The sequence below is a fragment of the Methylomonas koyamae genome, from assembly GCF_006483455.1.
In the GTDB taxonomy this organism is placed as follows: domain Bacteria; phylum Pseudomonadota; class Gammaproteobacteria; order Methylococcales; family Methylomonadaceae; genus Methylomonas; species Methylomonas koyamae_B.
On the sequence record NZ_PPPU01000008.1, the window covers coordinates 1 to 21,116 of the forward strand.

Sequence of the window (21,116 nt, forward strand, 5' to 3'; positions counted from 1 at the left end):
CAATCTTGATCTCTGTTGGAAACATCAATTTTGATAACACTTGGCTTGCAATTGGGGATGAGTCCATATATGTGCGGAGCATTGTCGTTGCTCACGGCGAAATCATTGAAATGAACGCCAAACAGCGCCTTATAGAGGCATTCAAGGATTTGAATTAGAGACGTTCGGGGCGGCACAAGCCGATGCAAAGTAGCGGCAGCTAAATCACGGAAAGGAATCACGAGAATTGGCGTCCCCACGGGGGTTCGAACCCCGGTTACCGCCGTGAAAGGGCGGTGTCCTAGGCCACTAGACGATGGGGACTCAGGACTATTAGCAGAAGCGTCTGCTGATTTTTTGATTTGCGGTTACCGGCCTTGACCGGTTTTAGCCAGATTGGCGTCCCCACGGGGGTTCGAACCCCGGTTACCGCCGTGAAAGGGCGGTGTCCTAGGCCACTAGACGATGGGGACTTAGGACTAAATCAACTAATTTGGTGGAGCCAAGGAGGATCGAACTCCTGACCTCTTGCATGCCATGCAAGCGCTCTCCCAGCTGAGCTATGGCCCCGTAGTTGAGTTCTCGTATTATACGGATATTTAGAGCCTTGTCCAGAGAATTTATAATTTTTTTATAAACTCGATCGCCCGATCCAAGCGATTCAAGGTTTTTTCGCGGCCCAGCAGTTTCAAGGTCAGGTCTATAGCCGGCGACACGCTGCCGCCGCACACCGCTACCCGCAACGGCTGCGCGACTTTACCCAAGTTTAGTTCCAACCGCTCGGCACTATCCAGCACGACCTGATGCAGCGCCTCGGCCTCCCAGCCTTCCAGCGCACTGAATTGATCGCGCAAGTGCTGCAAAACGGCATCGACACCGGCCTTGAAATTCTTCTTCACGGCCTTGTCGTCATACTCGTCAAACTCGCGGTAGAAATAGACGCTGTCATTGGCCATATCCACCAAAGTCTTGCAGCGTTCGCGCTGAGCTTTGACGACCTCGCTCAACGCCGGGCCGCAGGCCGGATCGATGCCGCGCTCGCCCATGTGCCATGCCAAATGCCGGGCCACGTGCGCCGGATCGGAGTTCATGATGTATTGGTGATTTAACCAAACCAGCTTGTCGGTGTTGAAGGTAGAGGCCGACACGTTTACCTTTTCTAGCTCGAACAACTCGATCATTTCCTCGATCGAAAACAACTCCTGATCGCCGTGCGACCAGCCCAATCGCACCAGATAATTCAACAATGCTTCCGGCAGATATCCGTCGTTGCGGTATTGCATAACACTGACCGCACCATGGCGTTTGGACAGGCGCGCGCCATCGGAGCCAAGAATCATCGGCACATGGGCATAAATCGGCAATTGCGCACCCAACGCTTGCAAGATATTGATCTGCCGGGGCGTATTGTTGACGTGATCGTCGCCGCGAATGACGTGCGTCACCCCCATATCCATATCGTCGACGACGACGGTCAAATTGTAGGTCGGGGTACCGTCGGAACGAGCGATGATCAAATCGTCCAATTCCTTATTGGCAACGACGATCCGACCTTTCACCAAATCGTCAATTACCACCTCGCCGCTTTCCGGATTTTTGAAGCGCACCACCGGCTCCCCCCGCGAGTCGGACACACCATGGCGGCATTTACCGTTGTAACGCGGCTTTTCCTTATTGGCCATTTGCTGCTCGCGCAACGCATCGAGCTCTTCACGACTGCAGTAGCAGTGGTAGGCATCGCCTTGGTCGAGCAGTTGCTGAATCACTGCTTTATAACGATCGAAGCGCTGGGTTTGGTAAAACGGACCTTCGTCGTATTCTAAGCCCAACCAAGTCATGCCCTCCAGAATCGCGTTGACCGATTCCTGGCTCGAACGCTCCAGATCGGTATCCTCGATCCGCAATATAAAGCGGCCGCCGTGCTTTCTAGCATAAAGCCATGAAAACAATGCAGTTCTTGCACCACCAACATGAAGATAGCCAGTGGGACTCGGAGCAAATCGGGTTCTTATACTCATTATCGAATTATTTCGTGATTAAAAATTTCTTTGCGTATTCGCCGGGAATCGAGCGCGACGCATTCAGCCGCATCGCCTGATAATTAAATTGCACGCTGCCCTTAGCAGCATCGTTCTTACCGAGGATGGCCAGAGACGTCCCATGACCTTGGGCAGCGGCCTTTTCATACCAATAGGTGGCTTTATCACGGTCGGCGGTAAGCCCCAAACCGCGATCGTACATCGCTGCCAGCGCCACTTGGGCATCCATCAAGCCTTGGTTGGCCGCCTTTTCCATCCAATATGCCGCTCGCTCCTCGTCTTTCTGCTCACCATCGCGGCCCAACAACAAACGCGATGCCAGCTTAGCTTGGGCCAGAGCATTGCCTTGCTCGGCAGCATGTTTAATATCGTCGGCAAGGGCCGAATTGAACTGCACCAACAACAAACTGAGTAAAAGCCACTTTCGCATCACGCGTCTCCGGGCAAAAAATCAACGGCAAGGCCAAACCGCTATTATTTCACGGCACGCAGCCCAATTGAATGAACTATAAAAAAATAAGGGATTGATGTTAGACTTTATCCACCAAGGCAAACACTCCAGCCTTGCCCGCCCAAGAATAACAACCAGGAGACTTGATATATGAAAAAAAACCTAATGATCACGGCCGCTCTGGCTGGAGCAGTACTATCCGGCTGCGCCACTCAGTCGAGCAATAACTTCCCGCCGTTCCAGGCTGAAGATCTGAATGCGCTGGTCAAATCGGGCAAACTGGTACAAAAAGCCAACAGTTTCCTGGTTGTGAACGACTCTTCGTCGTCCATGAGCCGTATCTACCTCAATTCTCAGGATTATAGTGGCACCAAGCTGGATGTCGAAAAAGCGCTGCTGAACAAGTTCAACAAAACCATCCCCTCCATTCCGTTGATGTCCGGCTTGCGCAGCTTCGGCTACGGGCCTTGCCTGGATTGGAGCGCTACCAAACTGAACCAGCCGGTGCAAAACTATACCCAAGCCGGCTTCGACAGCGCGCTCACCTCTTTGCAATGCTCCAGCGGCGGCACGCCTTTAGCCGACGCGCTGCAGGAAACCAGCCACGATTTGGCTAACGCCTCCGGCAACATCGCGATGATCGTACTGAGCGACGGTATCGAGGAAAGCTCTCCGGCTCCCACAGCCGAATCGCTGAAAGCACAATACGGCGACCGCTTGTGCATCTACACCGTGTGGGTAGGCAACGAGCAAGACGAAGCAGGTCAAGCCGTACTGCAAAGCATTGCCGACGCCTCCGGTTGCGGGTTCTCAACCACCGCAGAGGCGATCAGCACTCCGCACGGCATGAGCGAATTCGTCAAAAACGTCTTCTTCAAAGCCGGCACCCCAGTCGCCGACTGCTCGAAACTGGATGACGATAAAGACGGTGTCAACAACTGCGCCGATAAATGCGCCGACACGCCTAAAGGTGCCATTGTCGATAAAAACGGCTGCTGGGCATTCCGCGGTCTGCTGTTCGATTTCGACAAAGCCGACATCAAATCCAAATACAGCCCGTTGATCCAGAATGCGGTGGAAGTGATGAAATTGAATCCCGGTCTGACCGTTGAAATTCAAGGCCATACCGACAGCTACGGTACCGACGCTTACAATGAGAAATTGTCCGAGCGCCGCGCCAATGCCGTCAGAAACGAGCTGATTAAACAGGGCGTGGACGGCAAACGCTTAACTGCAGTCGGCTTCGGCGAATCAAAACCGGTCGAAAGTAACGATACCGACGAAGGCCGCGCCTACAACCGCCGCGTCGAATACAAGCGTACCGACCGCTAAGCGTTAAAACCGAGGAGTTAATTCCGGAAGGGAGGCTGAGGCCTCCCTTTTTTATGCGCGTCAGCCCTGCTTACGAGCACGGCAAGTAAATCAATCCCAATCGGAAACCGAATTTTACCGATAGAATCGCCAACGAGATTCAACCCGCAATTCAATGCCGCGCCGTCAATCGGCCTCACCGGAGCAGCGTATGAAATACATTATCAAACAGATCGGCGACGACTTCATTTTCGACGAGCTGGAAGCCTCGCGCCTGCAGTTTATCGAGTCGCTAAATTACTCGATGGAAAGCGCGAAGCTTATTTTCGACAAAAACCCCAAGGAACCCCTGGATTTTTACATTGCCTACGATTTTCAACAAAAAAGCGGCGAACCGGTGGTGTACGGCTTCAATCTGCGCGATGAGTTGCTCAAATATTTCAAGCTCGACACCGATAAGTACCACAACTCCAAATGGCTGCTGACCATCGGCCAAAACCTGAAAGCGTTAGCGGACGAACTGGCCGAGCGCTACGACCCTGAGCCGCCCAAAACCATCGCGAAAGAAAAAGACAAACAAGAAGCCGAATACGCCAAGAGCGTTAACCGCTCCTACCGCGACGTGTTGAGGGAAGCAAAAGCCAAAGACGAAGCGGACCGCCAAGCCGGCGGAAACGTCAATTTCGAGCGCAAGGATCGCCACCTTTGGCAAACGCTGATGCTAAAAGGCCGATTCAAATAGCCTAGCTTCGCGTCGCTCGTAAAAACCGGTTAAAAACCGGCTGCAGCGACCAAGGATTAATTGCCGAACTTGGTGACGCAATGGTTGCGTGAATCGCACTCCACCGATTTAGTAATCGGGTTGGGCGACACGTAATAGTCGGTTACCGGCTGGCCTTCGCTATGCGGACGCGCTTCTTCCAGCGCTGTCACCCGATCCTCCAGATGGTTCTGTTTGATCAATTGCTTATTCAACTGCAAGGTCAGCATATCGCCGGATTGGGTCATTTTGAAAAACCTCAGGGTATTCATACCCAATAAAATCTCGGTCAGGTGCTGATTCAGAACCGCTTCGACATGTTTCAACTCGGTGTCACCGATCACCAGACTGTCGATAACCGTCTGTTTGTCGATTGTTCTGCCGCCGGCGGTAGCCATGTCCACTTGGCTGCCGAACGGTAAGCGCGCTTCCAGCGCGAACTTCATCGGAATCGCGATGACGGTCGCCCCAGTGTCGATTAAAAACGGCAGTTCTTTACCGTTAACCCATAACTTGCCGCGAAAGTGGCCGCTATGGTCGGCGCGAAGCACAATACCACTGCTTACTTCGGCCTTGGCGGCTTGAGCTTTCTGATAACCCCCATCATCGGCGCAAACTGCGCCCGCACACACCAGCCACAAATAAGCGACAACAAATCTACAGGAGATAAAACCAAGCGATCCGCGCATTCTTCCCCCCATAAAAATCAGCCAGGTGTCGGCCTACCCATTCACATACAAGCAGCCTAGCACCATCCAGGCAGAATCCAAAGCCTGGGCAACGGTTAGCGGTGCGAAATCAACACTGCTTAATATCTGACTTTAACGCTGCCTTCGTTTAACAGCCTGCGCAAACGGATCAACAATTCGTCCGCCGGTCGCACCCGCCATTCGTCGCCTAATTTCAGCGCCGCCTTATCGCTGGCCGTGCGATATTCCAATTCCAGCGGACATTGCCCGCCGCGGAACGGTAACAGCGTATCCCGCAAACGCGCCAGCCAGTCGCTTGGCAGATCGGCGCTCGCAATATCGATTTCCAGCGTTATGCTGCGCGCAAATATTTCGCGCGCCTCTTCCATGCCGTACAGTTTCTCGGCGGTCATGCGTAGACTATTGGTAAAGTCGTCCATGGCCAGCGAGCCTTCGGCAATCAAAATCGTATCTTTGCTCAACAGATTCCGATATTTATCGAAAATACCGCTAAACGCGGCGACTTCCAGGCGACCGGTACGGTCGTCCAATGTGGCAAAACCCATCATCTTGCCCTGCTTGGTCTGACGGGTGCGCATTTCCACGATCAGGCCGGCGACGCGGGCTTCCATCTTGCCGCGGGCCCGGCCGGCATCGACTTCCAGGCTACCCAGAGTGCCGTGAGTGATGTGCTTCAACTCCGGCAAGTACTCGGCTATGGGATGACCGGACAGGAACAAGCCCAGGGTCTGCTTCTCGGCTTCCAGCTTTTCTTTTTCGGTCCAGGGCTCGACCATAGTCGAATAGGCGTCAGCCTCGTTGTCGCTTGCCTCGACCTCGACGCCCAAGCCAAACAAGTCATTCTGGCCGGCCAACGCCATTTTGCCGTGTTGCTCGGCGACGCGAAGCGCGGTGGTCAACTCGGCCATGTGCGCGGCGCGGTTCGGGTCGATCGAATCCAGCGCGCCGGCCTTGATCAAAGCTTCCAACACCCGGCGATTGACTTTGCGCAGATCGACGCGCTTGCACAGGTCGTATAAACCGGAATACGGGCCGTTGGCGTTGCGCTCCTTCAATAAGTCGTCGATCGCGTTTTCGCCGACACCCTTGATCGCGCCAATGCCGTAGACGATCTGGCCCTTATCGTTGACCGTGAAACGGAAGTCGGACAGATTAATATCGGGCGGGCAGATTTGCAGCTTCATCTCCCGGCATTCCTCGATCAACACCACGACCTTATCGGTGTTGTCCATATCCGACGACATCACCGCCGCCATGAACGCGGCCGGGTAATGAGCTTTCAGCCAGGCGGTCTGGTACGCCACCAGCGCGTAGGCCGCCGAGTGCGACTTGTTGAAACCGTAGCCGGCGAACTTCTCCATCAAGTCGAAGATGTAGGTCGCAATGCTCTGGTCGATCTGGTTCTTGATCGCACCCTCGGTGAATTTGGCGCGCTCCTTGGCCATCTCTTCCGGCTTCTTCTTACCCATCGCCCGCCGCAGCATGTCGGCGCCACCCAGGGTATAGCTGGCCATTTCGCGGGCGATTTGCATCACCTGCTCCTGGTACAAAATCACGCCGTTGGTCGGCTTGAGAATGGGCTCCAGCAACGGATGGGCATACTCGGCCTTGGCGCCGTGCTTGACGTTGATGTAGTCGTCAACCATGCCCGACTCCAGCGGGCCGGGTCGGAACAGCGCCACCAGCGCGATGATGTCATCGAAGCAATCGGGTTTGAGCTTTTTGATCAGCGCCTTCATGCCGCTGGATTCGAGCTGGAACACCGCCGTGGTTTGGGCGTTTTTCAGCAACTCATAACTGGGCAAATCGTCGCGCGGAATTTGGGCAATGTCGATTGGCGGCTCGCCTTTCTCGGCGCGCTGGCGGTTAATGGTCTGTAGCGCCCAATCGATAATGGTCAGCGTGCGCAGGCCCAGGAAGTCGAATTTAACCAACCCGACCGCTTCGACGTCGTCCTTATCGAACTGTGTCACCAGGTTGCCACCGCCCTGCTCGCAATACAGCGGCGAAAAATCGGTGAGTTTGGTCGGCGCGATCACGACGCCCCCAGCATGCTTGCCGGCGTTGCGGGAAATACCTTCCAGCGAGCGGGCCATGTCGACCAGTTGTTTGACCTCTTCTTCGGCTTCGTACAGGTCTTTCAGCTCCTGGCTTTCCTGTAAGGCCTTGTCCAGCGTCATGCCGATTTCGAACGGAATCAGTTTCGCCAGCCGGTCGACGAAGCCATAGGCATGACCCATCACCCTACCCACGTCGCGGATTACCGCCTTGGCCGCCATCGAGCCGTAGGTAATGATCTGCGAGACGTGATCGCGGCCATAATGGCGGGCAACATAATCGATCACCTCGTCGCGGCGTTCCATGCAGAAGTCGATATCGAAGTCCGGCATTGATACCCTTTCCGGATTCAGAAAGCGCTCGAACAACAAGTCGAATTCGATCGGATCGAGGTCGGTGATCTTCAACGCATACGCCACCAGGGAGCCGGCGCCGGACCCCCGGCCCGGCCCGACCGGAATGTCGTTGTTCTTGGCCCATTGGATGAAATCGGCAACGATCATGAAGTAGCCGGGGAAGCCCATCTGCACGATCACGTTCAGCTCGATTTCCAGACGCTCGTCGTAGACCTTGCGGTTTTCCTCGAAGCTGCCGTTACCGATCGGGGCATGCTGCTGCAAACGCTCTTCCAGACCTTCGCGCGAGGCTTGCTTGAAATAATCGGCCAGAGTCATGCCATCCGGCACTTCGAAATCCGGCAGAAAGTTTTCGCCCAGGCGTAATTCGACGGTGCAACGCTTGGCGATTTCGACGCTGTTTTGCAAAGCTTCCGGAATATCGGCGAACAACTCGGCCATTTCTTCGGCGCTACGCAGATACTGCTGATTGGTATAGTCTTTCGGCCGCCGGCTATCGTCGAGTACCCGACCCTGGTGAATGCAGACCCGCACTTCGTGGGCTTCGAAGTCGCTGGGGTTTAAAAAGCGCACGTCGTTAGTGGCAACGACCGGCAGGTCCATTTCGGCGGCTAACTCCACCGCCAGAGCAATATAGCGCTCTTCGTCCGACTTGCCGACGCGTTGCAATTCCAGATAAAAACAATCGGGGAACAAACCGCTCCAAAATTCGGCGCAGGCCCGGGCCTGAGCCCGATTTTCCGCCAGCAGCGCGGCACCGATGTCGCCCTGCATCGCCGCGGACAACGCGATCAAGCCATTGTGGTTTTCGGCAATCCAATCTTTCTGCAGCATCGGAATGCCCTGGTGTTGGCCCTCCTGATAACCGCGGGAAACCAACTCGGTCAGCGTCACGTAACCTGGCTGGTTGCGGGCCAGCAAGGTCAAGCGATGCGGCGCCGTCGGCTCTTCGGGGTTATAAATCCAGACATCGGCGCCGGCTATCGGTTTGATTCCGGCCCCTTGCGCGGCCTTGTAGAATTTGACCAGCGAGAACAGATTGCTCTGTTCGGTGATAGCTGCGGCCGGCATTTGAAATTCGCCGAGTTTTTTTACCAGCGGCTTGATCCGGACGATGCCGTCGACCAGCGAAAACTCGGTATGAATACGCAGATGAACGAAGCTCGGACTCATCGGCTTAGAGGAATTTTTTCACGGGCGCGTAGGAACGGCGGTGCTGCGGCGTAACGCCCAGTTGTGCCAACGCTGTCAGGTGGACTTGAGTGGGATAGCCTTTGTGGCCGGCAAAATGGTAGCCGGGATACAGCCGATCCAACACCGCCATTTCGCTGTCGCGGGACACTTTAGCCAGGATCGAGGCCGCGGAGATTTCGGCGATCAGCGCGTCGCCGCCGACGACCGCTTCGCCGGGACACGTTATGCCGGGCAGGCGATTGCCGTCGACCTTGATGTAATCGGGCTTGATCGGTAATTGCGTATAGGCGCGCCGCATCGCGACAAAGGTGGCTTGCAGGATATTGATGGCGTCGATTTCGCTGGCTTCGGCCCGACCGACCGCCCACGCCAGGGCCTGGGCCTGGATCTCTTCGGCCAGTGCGACGCGGCGTTTTTCGCTGAGTTTTTTCGAATCGGCCAGCCCGGCGATGGGCCGGGCCGGATCCAGAATCACGGCTGCCGCGACCACTGGGCCGACGATGCAGCCGCGTCCGACTTCGTCGATGCCGGCGATCAGTAGCGGGGAATTAGCGGAGGATGCCGCGCGTGACATTACGCAAGAAACTGACCATATTGGAGAGTTCGTTGCTTTCGCCGGCCATGCCTTCCATTTCTTCGATCGCGTCTTCCAGGCGCAGATTGTTTTTGTACAGGATTTTGTAGGCCTGACGAATCTGACGGATCACTTCCGGCGACTTGCCGTTGCGCTCCATACCGACCGAGTTGATGCCGTGCGGACGGGTCGGCCGCCCCCCCACCATCACGTAAGGCGGAATATCCTGGGTGATCGCGCTGCCCATTGCCGAAAAGCTGTACTCGCCGATCTGGGTAAACTGATGGACCAAGGTAAAACCGCCAAGAATGGCATGGTCGCCCAAATGCACGTGTCCGGCAATCGACGCGCCATTGGCCATGATGACGTGATCGCCGATTACGCAATCGTGGGCGACATGGGTGTAGGCCATGAACAGATTGTCGCTGCCGATCAAGGTCAAGCCCTGATCCTGCTGCGTACCCCGGTGCATGGTGCAGAATTCGCGGATCACGTTGCGGTCGCCGATTTCCAAGCGAGTGATTTCGTCAGCGTATTTTTTGTCTTGCGGGTCTTCGCCGATCGACGAAAACTGGTAAATTTTGTTATCGCGGCCAATCGCGGTCGGCCCCTTGATCACCACGTGCGGCCCGATCTCGGTACCGGCATCGATTTGCACGTCCGGCCCGATTACCGTGAATGGGCCGACGCTAACGTCTTCCGCCAAATCGGCGTGTGGATGGACAATCGCTCTGGGATCGATCATTTAAGCCACCGACACGGCGCACATGATTTGCGCGCTGGCTGCCAGTTCGCCGTCGACTTCGGCCCGGCAATCGAACGACCACAAATGGCGCTTGTGTTTCAGGTAAGTCACATGCAGGCACAACTGGTCACCCGGCACCACTTGCCGCTTGAAGCGGGCGTTGTCGATTCCGGCCAGATAATAGACAGCTCCCTCGCCCAGCTTGTCGTCGCTTTGCGAAGTCAACAAAGCCGTGGCTTGCGCGAGTGCTTCCATAATCAATACGCCGGGCATGATCGGCTGGCTTGGGAAATGCCCCTGAAAGAAAGGCTCGTTGAAAGTGACGTTTTTTAAAGCCTTCAAGCTGATGCCGGGCTCGCAATCAACCACTTTATCCACCAACAAAAACGGGTAACGATGCGGGAGTAGTTTCTGAATCTGCAGAATATCGAGTGTTCCGGCCATAGCGCTTAGATGAAGACGGGTGGACTGGAAGGCGCGACAAACTCAAGCCTTCCGTAAACTGAGCGGCGGCTTTCCGATATTTGGATCAGGAAAGCCGCGAAGAATTTACTGCGACAGGGTTTCCAGCTTTTGTTGGACGCGACTGGTGACATCAATTTGGTCGTTGGCGTAAATCACGCCGTCGGTCAACAGCAAATCGAAAGATTCTTCTTTCGCCAAGGCTCTGACAGCTTCTACGATGCGTTTTTGCAAAGTACCCAACTCTTCATTGCGGCGCATCTGGAAATCTTCACTGAATTCCTGTTGCGCTCTAGTGAATTCGCGTTTTTTATCCAATACGTCTTTTTCCAGTCTGCGGCGCTCGTCGTCACTCATCACGGCACTATCACGACCCAATTTCTCTTCCAGCGTTTTGATTTCTTTTTGTTGGGCAGCCAACGCTTTGTCCCGGGGTGAAAATTCGGTTTCCAGGCGGGTTTTTGCTTTTGCCGCTTGCGGCGCTTTCTCCAATACTTTGGCCACGTTAACAAAGCCGATTTTCAGCTCCGCGTGGCTTATGCCGGCAAAAATCATCAGCATTAAAAACAAAGAAATTCTATTTTTCATGGTTAAAACCATCTCCGGTCAATTATGAGTTAAGACAAAACGCAGCGGCGATTATAGGGCAAAACCGGCCTGAACTGAACTAAAATCCGGAACCGAAGGTAAACTGGAAAGCCTGGGTCCGGTCGGTATCTTCGGTATTCATCGGCTGGGCGACACTAACGGCCAAGGCCCCGAACGGCGACAACCATTCGCCGCTCAAACCGACCGAATAACGGAAGTATTTTTTCAGGTCCCCGGTATTGAGTCCCGGCGCCAACGTTCCGGCGTCGATAAACGAACCGATCCGGACCGACTTGACGTCGCTCAAAAACGGCACCGGGAAAAACAACTCGGCCTTGCCGATCATTTTGGTGGAACCACCGACCGGGCGCCGGAAAGTATTGGTCGGATTCAAGTCGTTGGTATCGATGATACCGAGCGTATTCTGCATGAAACCACGTACATCGTTGGTACCGCCGGCGAAATAGTTTTCGAAGAACGGCAGACCGGAATCGCCGCCATAACTGTCGCCGTGAGCGACTTCGCCCAGCAAGCGGAAGGTAAAGTCGTTGGACAACGGAAAATAATGCTGATGCTTGTAACCGATCTTGAAATATTCCAAATCACTGCCCGGCACCGTGATCAAACCGGATACCCGCTGCTGACCGCCGCTGTGAGCGAAGGTGGCCCGGTCCAGCGTATCGTGGGTCCAGCCCATGGAGGTGGATAGCGTGTTGAAACTTTTGGATTTGGTTACCAGCGGATCGCCCTTGGCAAAACCCAAAAACTTCAAAATCGTATCCGACGACAAGGTCGTGTTTTCGATTTCGGTGCGCTTCAATTCGACGTCGAAACCGATCCGGTCGAATTCGTTCAACGGAATCCCGAAATTGACGCCGGCATTGGTAATGTTGGTGTTGTAGCTGGCCAGGTTGGCGGCGTAGGCGTTGCGCGAGGTATAGCCCAGGTTATAACCGAGCGCCACGCCATCCAAGGTGTAGTAAGGGTCGGTAAAGCCCAGGTTGTAGCGGGTCAGGATACTGCTGTTATTGAAGGCGAAATCGACGCGTTTGCCGGTACCGAAAATATTGTCCTGCGACACGTTGGCATTGAAGATGATGCCTTGCACCTGTGAATAACCGATACCCGCCTGCAAGTTACCGGAAGCTTTTTCCTTGATCGAATAATTCACGTCGATTTGGTCGGCCGCGCCAACCACCGGCGGAGTCTCGACGCCGACTTCTTCGAAATAACCCAAGCGGTCGAGACGGGTTTTGGTACGCTCGATCTTGCTGCTGGCAGCCCAGCTGGACTCCATCTGCCGAGCTTCGCGGCGGATAACTTCGTCGCGGGTCTTGGTGTTGCCCTTGATATTGATGCGCCGCACGTAAACCCGCTTGCCCGGGTCGACGAAGAACGTCATCGCTACGGTTTTGTTTGGTTCGTTGATTTCCGGCACCATGTTGACGTTGGCGAAAGTGTAACCTTCGTCGCCCAACCTGTCGGAAATGGCTTTCGATGTTTCGGTTGCGTTCTTGCGCGAGAAAATCTCGCCGGGACCGACCTTGACCAGTTTGATTAGCTCTTCCGGTGGCACGATCAAATCGCCCGACAATTTGACCTTGTCCAACATGTACACGTCGCCTTCCTTGACGTTGATCGTTATGTAAATTTCCTTTTTATCGGCCGTGATGTCGACCTGGGTCGATTCGATCGAAAAATTGATATAACCGCGGTCCAGGTAATACGAGCGCAGCTTTTCCAGGTCGGCGGACAGCTTCTGTTTCGAATATTGGTCGTCTTTCGAATAAAACGACAGGAAGTTGGTAGTGCTTAATTCGAATTCCTTGCGCAATACATCGTTGGAAAACGACTTGCTGCCGACGATATTGATCTGTTTGATCTTGGCAACCCGGCCTTCGGAAATATCGATGTGAATGCCGACCCGGTTACGGGTGAGTTCGGTGACTTCGGTCTTGATTTTGAGACCGTATTTACCGTGACTGAAATACTGGCGGCGCAGCTCTTGTTCGACCTTATCCAAAACCTGCTTGTTGTAGACCTTGCCCTCGGCCAAACCGATTTTCTTCAAAGCTTCGGTCAGATCTTCCTTCTTGATGTCTTTATTGCCCTCGATCACCACTTTGGCGACGGAGGGCCGCTCGACGACATTGACGACCAAAGTACCGCCGTCGCGCTCCAGGGCAATATCCTTGAAAAAACCGGTATTGAACAATGCCCGAATCGCCTGGGCTTGCTTGTCTTCGGTAAAGGTTTCGCCGACGTTGACCGGTAAATAGTTATAAACGGTACCAGCCGAAATCCGTTGCAACCCCTTGACCTTGATGTCCTCGACTACAAAACTGCTTGCCTGGACAGCGTTGCCGGTCAACATGCTCAACAACAGGATTTGCAAAAGCGGGCTTTTCTTCACGCAGTCAACCAGAATGGATAAATGCGGCGATTGTAACATGCTGTTTTGCCATTCCCGCGCCTTCCAAGGTAAATACTGGTTAATTTTGGCCGAAAAATTGCTTTCTTATTTTTTTTCAAAAGCAAAGCAAAACAATAGAAACAAATCTCCAAAAAACAACGCCCAACCTTTTGAAATTTATAATTTTTAATGAGAAAACCAAATCAACCGAAACTATCCGCCACCAAATTGCGGTAGACAATTTGCGCATATTCGGCTTCGGCCCGCTCGACTTCGGCATCTTTTCCGACGCTTACACCGCCCGCCCCGCTGACCGGACTGACCGTATTGCCGGTATCGGGCTTGTAAACTCCGGCCACCGAAATCCCGTGCTCCGGCGTGACCAAGCTATAACAGGTATTCAGCCAATGCGCCTCGGCTAACGGCTGTTCCCGCAACAGCGACACAACCGCGAAAGCACAGGCTTTCGCTTCGGAATTGGCGGCAAAGGCCGACTTCGGAATCGGCGCATAGTTGGCCGCATCGCCAATCACATGCACAAACTCGTCGAATCTCGATTGTGCGCTGGCCGGCCGGACCGGACACCAGCCGCCGGCATCGGCCAAGCCGCTTTGCCGCGCAATCGAGCCGGCCGTTTGCGGCGGAATGATGTTCAGCACGTCGCCGGTAAAACGGTCGCCGAACTCGCTGACCAGAGTCTTGGCATCGGCGTGCAATTCCAGCAACGGATTGTCGGCCAGACTATGCCATTCGATCAGGCTGTTCGGCGTCCCGTAACCGTAATGCTTGGCCCAGCCGGCTTCGAACAAGGCCTGTTTGGAGAAACTGCGCTTGGCGTCGAGAATCAGAATCTTGGCCCGCGGTTTGTGTTGCTTCAGCCAGAATGCCATCATGCTGGCCCGCTCGTAAGGCCCCGGCGGACAGCGGTACGGGTCCGCCGGCACTGAGATCAACACCACGCCACCGTCTGGCATGGCCTGCACTTGCCGCAACAGGATCAAGGTCTGCGGTCCGGCCTTCCAGGCGTGCGGGAAGCGTTCGGCGGCGACCGCGTCGTAACCGGCGATTGCATTCCAACGAAAATCGATCCCAGGCGCCAGGATCAGGCGGTCGTAAGCCTGAGCGCCACCGCTTTGCAACTGCACCCGTTTCCGGGACAAATCCAATGCCGCAGCGGTATCGGCCACTACTTCGACGCCATAGCGGCTGCGTAGCGCCTGATAATCCACCCGCAGTCGTTCCATGTCGCCCAGCCCGGCAAACAGCCAATTACTGGCCGGACAGGTGGTATAGCGGGATTGCGCTTCGACCAGCGTAACGCGAATCCCACCGTCCAATATTTTCAGATATTTGGCGACGGTAGCACCGGCGAAACCGCCGCCGACCACCACCACTCGCGGCTCGACAGCACCTAACGACGACCACCGGCTGCAGCCGGCCAGCAAACTGGCGCTCAACCCGACACAGCCGCTCAGAAACCGACGCCGCGACAATACGGATCGCATCAGTGCCGGCCCAGATAGGCCGCCACGGCGACAAGCTCCGCATCGCTATAAGCCTTGACCAGCCGCGGCATCAACGTTGCAGTCCGCCTGTCGTACTTAAACGCCAGCAAGGCCTGCTCCAGTTCGGCGGCGCTGAGACGGCCAAGCTCGGGCAAACGGCTCGCCGCCTGGCCGCTAGCGTGGCAATTCAGACAGTTCACGACGATGGCCTGAGCGGACAAATCGGCTTGTGCAGCCGGGACTGGAAAAAGCGCTAGAGCGCAAACGATGCCGCGCAGCCGCCGCATGCCGTTAGACCAGATGTTTTTGCCGAAAGATTTCGTACATCAACACCCCGGCTGCGACCGAAACATTCAGGCTTTCCACTTGGCCCAGCATCGGAATCTTGACCAAAAAGTCACAGTGCTGCCGAGTCAGATGACGCAAACCGCTGCCCTCTGCCCCCATCACCAAAGCCAGTGCCATATCCAGTTTCATGTCGTAGACGGTCTGCTCGGCTTCGCCGGCCGCGCCCATGATCCAGATATTTTGTTCCTTCAACCATCGCAAAGTCCGCGCCAGATTGGTGACTTGGTACACCGGCACGGTTTCGGCGGCGCCGCTGGCGACCTTGCACACGGTCGGGGTAATGCCGGCCGCATTGTCCTTGGTAACGATCACACCGTGGGCGCCGACCGCGTCGGCCGTGCGCAGGCAGGCGCCGAGATTATGCGGATCCTGGACTTGGTCCAAAATCAGATAAAACGCCGGCTCGGTTAACGCCTCGACATCGCTCTTCAACCGGTCCTCGCTGTGCATGGCCGGCAATTCGACGGCAACGACGATACCCTGGTGGTTCTTGCCGTCGGCCAGTTTATCCAACTTCTTGCGCTCGGTTTTTTCCAGACCGATGCCCAGTGCGGCCAGCTCGTCGAGCAGCGGTTTGAGGCGGGCGTCCTGCCGCTGGCTATCGACCCAGGCGCGGCGGATTTTTTGCGGCGAATATTCCAATGCGGCTTGCGCCGCGTGGATGCCGAACAGATGAGTCAAATTCATGAGCGGCGGCGCTTCCTGGATTTAGATTTGGCACTGGCCTTTGCCGGCTCGGCTTTGGACTTCTTCGCCTTTTTCTTGCCATTGTCCTTGGCGGGCACAGCCTTGGCCTTGTTCTTTTTACCGACCTGCACCAGTTCGAAATCGATTTTCTTGTCGTCCAGACTGACCCGTACCACCCGAATCCGTACGCTGTCGCCCAAGCGGTAGCGAATACCGCTGCGTTCGCCGTACAACTGGTGCTTGCTGGCATCGAAATTGAAATAATCGTCCTGCAACGAGGCGATATGCACCAAGCCCTCGACATAGATAGCCTGCAATTCGACGAAAAAGCCGAAGCCGGTCACGGCGGAAATTACGCCGGCAAACTCCTCACCGATCTTGTCCATCATATATTCGCATTTCAGCCAGCTGACCACGTCGCGAGTGGCCTCGTCGGCCCGCCGTTCGTTGGCCGAACAATGTTCGCCCAGCAGCACCATGTCGTCATGGCTGTAATGGAAGGTGTCCGGTTTATGGCCGGCCAGACAGTGCCGGATTGCCCGATGCACCAACAGATCGGGATAGCGCCGGATCGGCGAGGTAAAGTGAGCGTAAGCGTCCAGCGCCAAGCCGAAATGGCCTTTGGTCTCCGGGCTGTAGACCGCCTGCGACATCGAGCGCAGCAACAAGGTCTGAATCAAGTGGGCGTCCGGGCGCTGCTGTACCGATTCCAGCAAATGCATATAATCCAACGGCGTCGGTTCGGCCTTGCCGCCCAGATGCAAGCCCAACTCATTCAGAAAGGTCTTCAACGCCAGCAGTTTTTCCGCGCCGGGACCGTCATGGACCCGCAGCAGGCGCGGCATTTTCTTGCGATTCAGGAAGCGCGCGGCCGCGGTGTTGGCGGTGATCATGAATTCTTCGATCAATTTATGCGCATCGTTGCGCACCAGCGGTACGATTTCGGCGATCTTGCGCTCCGGCCCGAATACGATTTTAGTTTCCTGGGTATCGAAATCCATCGCTCCGCGCAGTTCGCGCTGCTGGCGCATGACTTTGTACAGATCGTATAACGTCTGTAGATGCGGCATCAGTTCTTGATGCTTTTTAATCAGCTTTTGATCGCCGTCCACCAACATCTTGGCCACAGCACTGTAAGTCAAGCGAGCGTGGGAGCGCATCACCGCTTCGAAGAAGCGCGAGCGCAACACCAGGCCTTCGCTGCTGATCAACAACTCGCAGACCATGCACAAGCGGTCCACGGCCGGGTTCAACGAACACAGGCCGTTGGACAGGATTTCCGGCAGCATCGGAATCACTTTTTCCGGAAAATACACCGAAGTGCTGCGGTTCTTCGCTTCATCGTCCAACGCGGTGCCGACTTTGACGTAATGCGACACGTCGGCAATCGCCACCAGCAATTTCCAGCCTTTCGGCGTTTTTTGGGCGTAGACCGCGTCGTCGAAATCGCGGGCATCCTCGCCGTCTATCGTCACCAACGGCAGTTGGCGGATGTCTTCCCGGCCCTGTTTGGCCTGTTCCGGCACTTCCGGCGTCAACGGCTTGATTTCCTTGAGCAGCGCATCCGGCCATTGGTTCGGCAAATCGTAGGAACGAATCGCCATTTCGATTTCCATGCCCGGCGCCATGTGCAGACCCAGCACTTCGCTGATGCGACCAATCGGCTGGCAGTGGGCGCTGGGTTGCTGCAGGATTTCGGCGACAACGATCTGGCCGTTCTTGGCGCCGCCGGTATCCTCCTTGGCGATCAACACTTCGTGGTTGACCTTCTTATTGTCCGGCACCACGTAAGCAACGCGGCCCTCGGTGAAAAAGCGGCCGACGATCTGATGGGTGTTACGTTCGGTAATCTCGATCACGGTAGCCTCGCGCCGGCCGCGACGGTCGATGCCGCTGACGCGGGCGATCACCCGGTCATTAGGCATCAGCGGTTTCATTTCCCGCGGCGACAGGAACAAGTCTTCGCTGCCGTCGTCCGGCTTCAGGAAACCGAAGCCTTCCGGATGACCAAGGACTCGTCCGGCGATGGTGTTGTGGCCGGAACCGATGCAATACTTTTGCCGGCTGTTAAAACTCAATTGGCCGTCGCGTTCCATGGCTCTGAGCCGGCGCCGCAGCGCTTCCTGGGCATCGGCCGATTCCAGCCCGAATTGCTGGGCGATTTGTTGGCGTCTTAACGGTTTGCCGGCTTGCTGGATCAGCTCCAGGATCAGCTCGCGGCTGGGGATGGGGTTCTCGTATTTTTCCGCTTCGCGTTCGGCGTGCGGATCGACGAAAGTCGAAAAATCAGCGGGTTGATCGCTATTGGTGGTCATTGAGTCCGTCGCTTGGCAGCCACGCCCCCGCAATACGATGTATCGGGCGCTTGTGGCATGGGTTATATAAAGTCATAGCCTTTCTTCTTGGGTTGTTGCGGTATGGTGGATTCGTCCAGAATCCGCCGGCACTCGAATTGCCAATACCCCAGGCCGATATTGCGCCGGCCGTTGAGGATGATCGGAAAGTTCTCGTTCCCCATATACATCCTGAGCAGGTCGCCGTCTTTCAATCGAAAAGAATCCATAATGATATAACTCTTCTCGCCTTCTTGGTCTTTCGCGCCGTAAATCAAGGCCTTTTTGCGCTCGTCGCCGGGTGCTGCATCCAGTGCCTGATAGGTCACCGCGTAGGTCTGGGCAGCGATCACCATCAACTCGAAAATCAGCTTGCTGTCCTGTTTGGGCACCAGTATTTTGCACACCACGCCCAACGCTCGTTGCTGAGGCAAGGCGTCGATCTTTCTGAAGCTGACCAAACTGCCGATCGACAACACGCCTTCCTGGTCGAAATTGCAGGACAACGCGCGCTCCGAGTCGGTCTCCGCGCGTTTTTCCAAACCGGAACCGGTGCCGGCACGCGAGGTATCGAGCAAGTCGAACGTGGCCTCCAGGCCGATCGCCACGTAGCGGTCGAGCCGGTCGCTGAAATAAACCGAGCCCTGCGGCTCCTTGCCCTGCCAGCGCTGCAGTAAATAATCGAACAACTCGGCCGGCAGACGTTGCTGCTGGCTTTTTTCCATTTCCAGCGAGCTGAAGCGGGCTTCGTCCTTGCTGGAAAATTTGTCGGGATGCTTGAAAACCTTGGCCAGCTTGCTCAGATTCAGATACAGCATCGCCGAATCCGAGCGCCTATCGCTTTGCCCGCTACTGGCCAGAAAGGCCGGCGGCAAATCCTCGTCCATCAGAATCGAGCATTGCACGGCTTGGCCGGCGACCGGCTTGGTTTCGATCTCGAGCAAATCGGCGATTTTTTCGATGAACTCGTAAACCAGCTGGAATTCTTTCTGCATCAAACCCGACGGATAGGCCAGACTGAGCAATAAAATTTGTTTGTAACTGTCCTCGATCGACGACTGCTTACTGAAAATGCCGCCATGATCGGCCGCTTTGACATCGGCTTTATCCAACTTCACGGCCAGCTTGTACAAGGAATGCAGGTCGATCCAGATCCAATCCGGAATCGGATAACTCATCATGTAATGGGTAATGATGATACGGCTCAAACCCTTGATCGTGCGCTGAATCGACAACACGGTCGGCTTGGCCTGCATCCAGCCAATCTCGCGCCGCGTCAGCTCGCGCGCCACGCTCCAGTAACCGATCGTAAACTGGCGTTCGATACTACAGGTCAAGGCGAAAATTTTCTTTTCGCTATCGCCCTTGGGAAAACCCGACCGGGTCAGGCGGGAACGCAGGTAGTCGTCGATCAGAAAAAAACTGTCCCTCAGCATTTCCAGCGCGTGCAGCCGTTTGGCGGCCGGCATGTCTACCGATATCAACTCGCCCAGCAATTCGTAGAACAAGCGCGCAGCCAGACCTGGATTCGCCGTGGGAAGCTCGGTAATCCATTGTTTGAGCGCGTCGTCGCTGAACGAAGCCAGCAGCTGGGGATCGTTTCTTTGCTCGGGAATGACTAAAAAGAACGAGTTTTTCACAAACAGCTCAAATAATGTACGCGCTTAGCGCGCTTTCGTAACGCCGCGGCCAACGCTGCCGGGTGACGCGAACAACTATAGCCCCCATTTTCTAGAAAAGCGCCTCGTCATCGACCATCGGACTTTGCAATGCGTTGATATCGTTTCTGAGCTGTTTTCTGGCCAGCAATTTGGATTGCACCCGCTCGGGCAACTCGGTAAAGATCAATACCTGCTTGGCCACCAGCAAATCGACCAAATCGTCTATCACCCGCACCATCTCGCTGTCGGTATCCGACAAAGCCTGACGGGCATCCTGCTCGTAGCGGGCTTTGGCGTAGGCCAACCACTCGGGGTGGTCTGCCGCCAACCATTCTCCGTTACCGTTGTCGCTTACCGTGACAATGGCGCCATCGGCGCCGCGTTGTACGAAAGGCATGCACTTAGCTCCCTGTGGCTGCCTAACGACGAACACCGAACCCCAAGATGCGCGCTTGCATCAACGCGGCGAAATGGTCAGGGCACCCAAGGTTACGCCGATGTCTATCCCGCGTCCTTTACCCGACAATGCCAAGGATATTTCACCGCGGGTCAACACTTGGCCGTCAACCGATTTGGTCGCGCCGGCATGGCCTTCCAAGGCGACGAAATTACCGTAAATTTCGTTTAAATTCTTCACATCGGAAAACACCCCGGTACCTTCGATCTCGGACTTGCCGATGGTAAAGCCGATGCTTTTCGACGCCAAGGCTACCTGGGCGCGCTGACCGTTGCTGCAACTGATATTGCCGATACCGTCGTATTGCTTGTAAACCAAAGACCAGCCGCTCATTTTGTAGGTCATCGTGCACGAAGTAAACGCTTCGGCGAGCGCCGGGGCCGACGAAAACGCACCAGCCGCAGTCAAGGCCAGCGTCAACATCGAACGAACAAGCTTATTTTTCATAGCTACTCCAATGGGTTAGTAACACTAAATGAATTTCG

The 21,116-nt window shown here is 55.4% G+C and carries 18 protein-coding genes and 3 tRNA genes; 2 read left to right on the forward strand and 19 right to left on the reverse strand.

The window, feature by feature from the left end:
* Positions 1-227 precede the first annotated feature (227 nt).
* The 5 genes from C2U68_RS04500 to C2U68_RS04520 all read right to left on the reverse strand — a co-directional run bounded on the left by C2U68_RS04500 (position 228) and on the right by C2U68_RS04520 (position 2,448).
* A tRNA-Glu gene (locus C2U68_RS04500) sits at positions 228-303 on the reverse strand.
* Positions 304-376: 73 nt separating this feature from the next.
* Positions 377-452: transfer RNA gene (locus C2U68_RS04505), tRNA-Glu, on the reverse strand.
* Positions 453-473: 21 nt separating this feature from the next.
* A tRNA-Ala gene (locus C2U68_RS04510) sits at positions 474-549 on the reverse strand.
* A 50-nt stretch (positions 550-599) separates the two neighbouring features.
* Positions 600-1,997 (reverse strand): glutamate--tRNA ligase, encoded by a 1,398-nt coding sequence (gltX, locus tag C2U68_RS04515; RefSeq protein WP_140911324.1) that lies wholly within the window; start codon positions 1,995-1,997, stop codon positions 600-602.
* Positions 1,998-2,004: 7 nt separating this feature from the next.
* Positions 2,005-2,448 (reverse strand): tetratricopeptide repeat protein, encoded by a 444-nt coding sequence (locus C2U68_RS04520; RefSeq protein ID WP_140911325.1) that lies wholly within the window; start codon positions 2,446-2,448, stop codon positions 2,005-2,007.
* A 171-nt stretch (positions 2,449-2,619) separates the two neighbouring features.
* On the opposite strand from C2U68_RS04520, the gene C2U68_RS04525 reads away from it, so the two are divergent.
* A complete protein-coding gene (locus tag C2U68_RS04525) occupies positions 2,620-3,801 on the forward strand; it encodes an OmpA family protein (protein WP_140911326.1) in 1,182 nt (393 codons plus the stop codon).
* Positions 3,802-3,991: 190 nt separating this feature from the next.
* Entirely contained in the window at positions 3,992-4,522 is a 531-nt protein-coding gene (locus C2U68_RS04530) for a hypothetical protein (protein ID WP_140911327.1), read from the forward strand.
* Between the two features lie 56 nt (positions 4,523-4,578).
* Here C2U68_RS04530 and C2U68_RS04535 read toward each other — a convergent pair whose 3' ends face one another.
* The 14 genes from C2U68_RS04535 to C2U68_RS04600 form a co-directional block, all read right to left on the reverse strand.
* Positions 4,579-5,091 carry a TIGR02281 family clan AA aspartic protease gene (locus C2U68_RS04535; protein ID WP_186289494.1) on the reverse strand — a complete coding sequence of 171 codons (513 nt, stop codon included), beginning with the start codon at positions 5,089-5,091 and terminating at the stop codon, positions 4,579-4,581.
* Positions 5,092-5,348: 257 nt separating this feature from the next.
* Positions 5,349-8,837 carry a DNA polymerase III subunit alpha gene (gene dnaE / locus C2U68_RS04540; protein ID WP_140911329.1) on the reverse strand — a complete coding sequence of 1,163 codons (3,489 nt, stop codon included), beginning with the start codon at positions 8,835-8,837 and terminating at the stop codon, positions 5,349-5,351.
* Positions 8,838-8,841: 4 nt separating this feature from the next.
* On the reverse strand, positions 8,842-9,432 hold the full coding sequence (rnhB, locus tag C2U68_RS04545) for a ribonuclease HII (protein WP_140911330.1): 591 nt from the start codon (positions 9,430-9,432) through the stop codon (positions 8,842-8,844).
* Complete coding sequence (gene lpxA / locus C2U68_RS04550; protein WP_140911331.1) at positions 9,407-10,177, reverse strand: acyl-ACP--UDP-N-acetylglucosamine O-acyltransferase; 771 nt, start codon at positions 10,175-10,177, stop codon at positions 9,407-9,409. The genes rnhB and lpxA overlap by 26 nt, the downstream gene beginning before the upstream one ends.
* A complete protein-coding gene (fabZ, locus tag C2U68_RS04555) occupies positions 10,178-10,621 on the reverse strand; it encodes a 3-hydroxyacyl-ACP dehydratase FabZ (RefSeq protein WP_140911332.1) in 444 nt (147 codons plus the stop codon).
* Positions 10,622-10,726: 105 nt separating this feature from the next.
* Positions 10,727-11,227, reverse strand: coding sequence for an OmpH family outer membrane protein (locus tag C2U68_RS04560; RefSeq protein WP_140911333.1), 501 nt, complete (start codon positions 11,225-11,227; stop codon positions 10,727-10,729).
* A 79-nt stretch (positions 11,228-11,306) separates the two neighbouring features.
* Positions 11,307-13,640, reverse strand: a complete 2,334-nt coding sequence (gene bamA / locus C2U68_RS04565; RefSeq protein WP_409563843.1) for an outer membrane protein assembly factor BamA — start codon at positions 13,638-13,640, stop codon at positions 11,307-11,309.
* Positions 13,641-13,843: 203 nt separating this feature from the next.
* Positions 13,844-15,145 (reverse strand): NAD(P)/FAD-dependent oxidoreductase, encoded by a 1,302-nt coding sequence (locus tag C2U68_RS04570; protein WP_140911335.1) that lies wholly within the window; start codon positions 15,143-15,145, stop codon positions 13,844-13,846.
* Positions 15,145-15,432, reverse strand: coding sequence for a c-type cytochrome (locus tag C2U68_RS04575; RefSeq protein ID WP_140911336.1), 288 nt, complete (start codon positions 15,430-15,432; stop codon positions 15,145-15,147). Before C2U68_RS04575 ends, C2U68_RS04570 begins: the two co-directional genes overlap by 1 nt.
* A gap of 4 nt (positions 15,433-15,436) precedes the next feature.
* Positions 15,437-16,180 carry a 23S rRNA (guanosine(2251)-2'-O)-methyltransferase RlmB gene (gene rlmB, locus C2U68_RS04580; protein WP_140911337.1) on the reverse strand — a complete coding sequence of 248 codons (744 nt, stop codon included), beginning with the start codon at positions 16,178-16,180 and terminating at the stop codon, positions 15,437-15,439.
* Positions 16,177-18,495 (reverse strand): ribonuclease R, encoded by a 2,319-nt coding sequence (gene rnr, locus C2U68_RS04585; protein ID WP_140911338.1) that lies wholly within the window; start codon positions 18,493-18,495, stop codon positions 16,177-16,179. Before rnr ends, rlmB begins: the two co-directional genes overlap by 4 nt.
* A 62-nt stretch (positions 18,496-18,557) precedes the next feature.
* The gene (locus C2U68_RS04590; RefSeq protein ID WP_140911339.1) at positions 18,558-20,153 is read right to left on the reverse strand and encodes a hypothetical protein; all 1,596 of its coding nucleotides are present in this window, start codon (positions 20,151-20,153) and stop codon (positions 18,558-18,560) included.
* A 91-nt stretch (positions 20,154-20,244) separates the two neighbouring features.
* Positions 20,245-20,571 carry a hypothetical protein gene (locus C2U68_RS04595; protein ID WP_140911340.1) on the reverse strand — a complete coding sequence of 109 codons (327 nt, stop codon included), beginning with the start codon at positions 20,569-20,571 and terminating at the stop codon, positions 20,245-20,247.
* Between the two features lie 60 nt (positions 20,572-20,631).
* Positions 20,632-21,078, reverse strand: a complete 447-nt coding sequence (locus tag C2U68_RS04600; RefSeq protein ID WP_140911341.1) for a hypothetical protein — start codon at positions 21,076-21,078, stop codon at positions 20,632-20,634.
* Between the last annotated feature and the right edge of the window lie 38 nt (positions 21,079-21,116).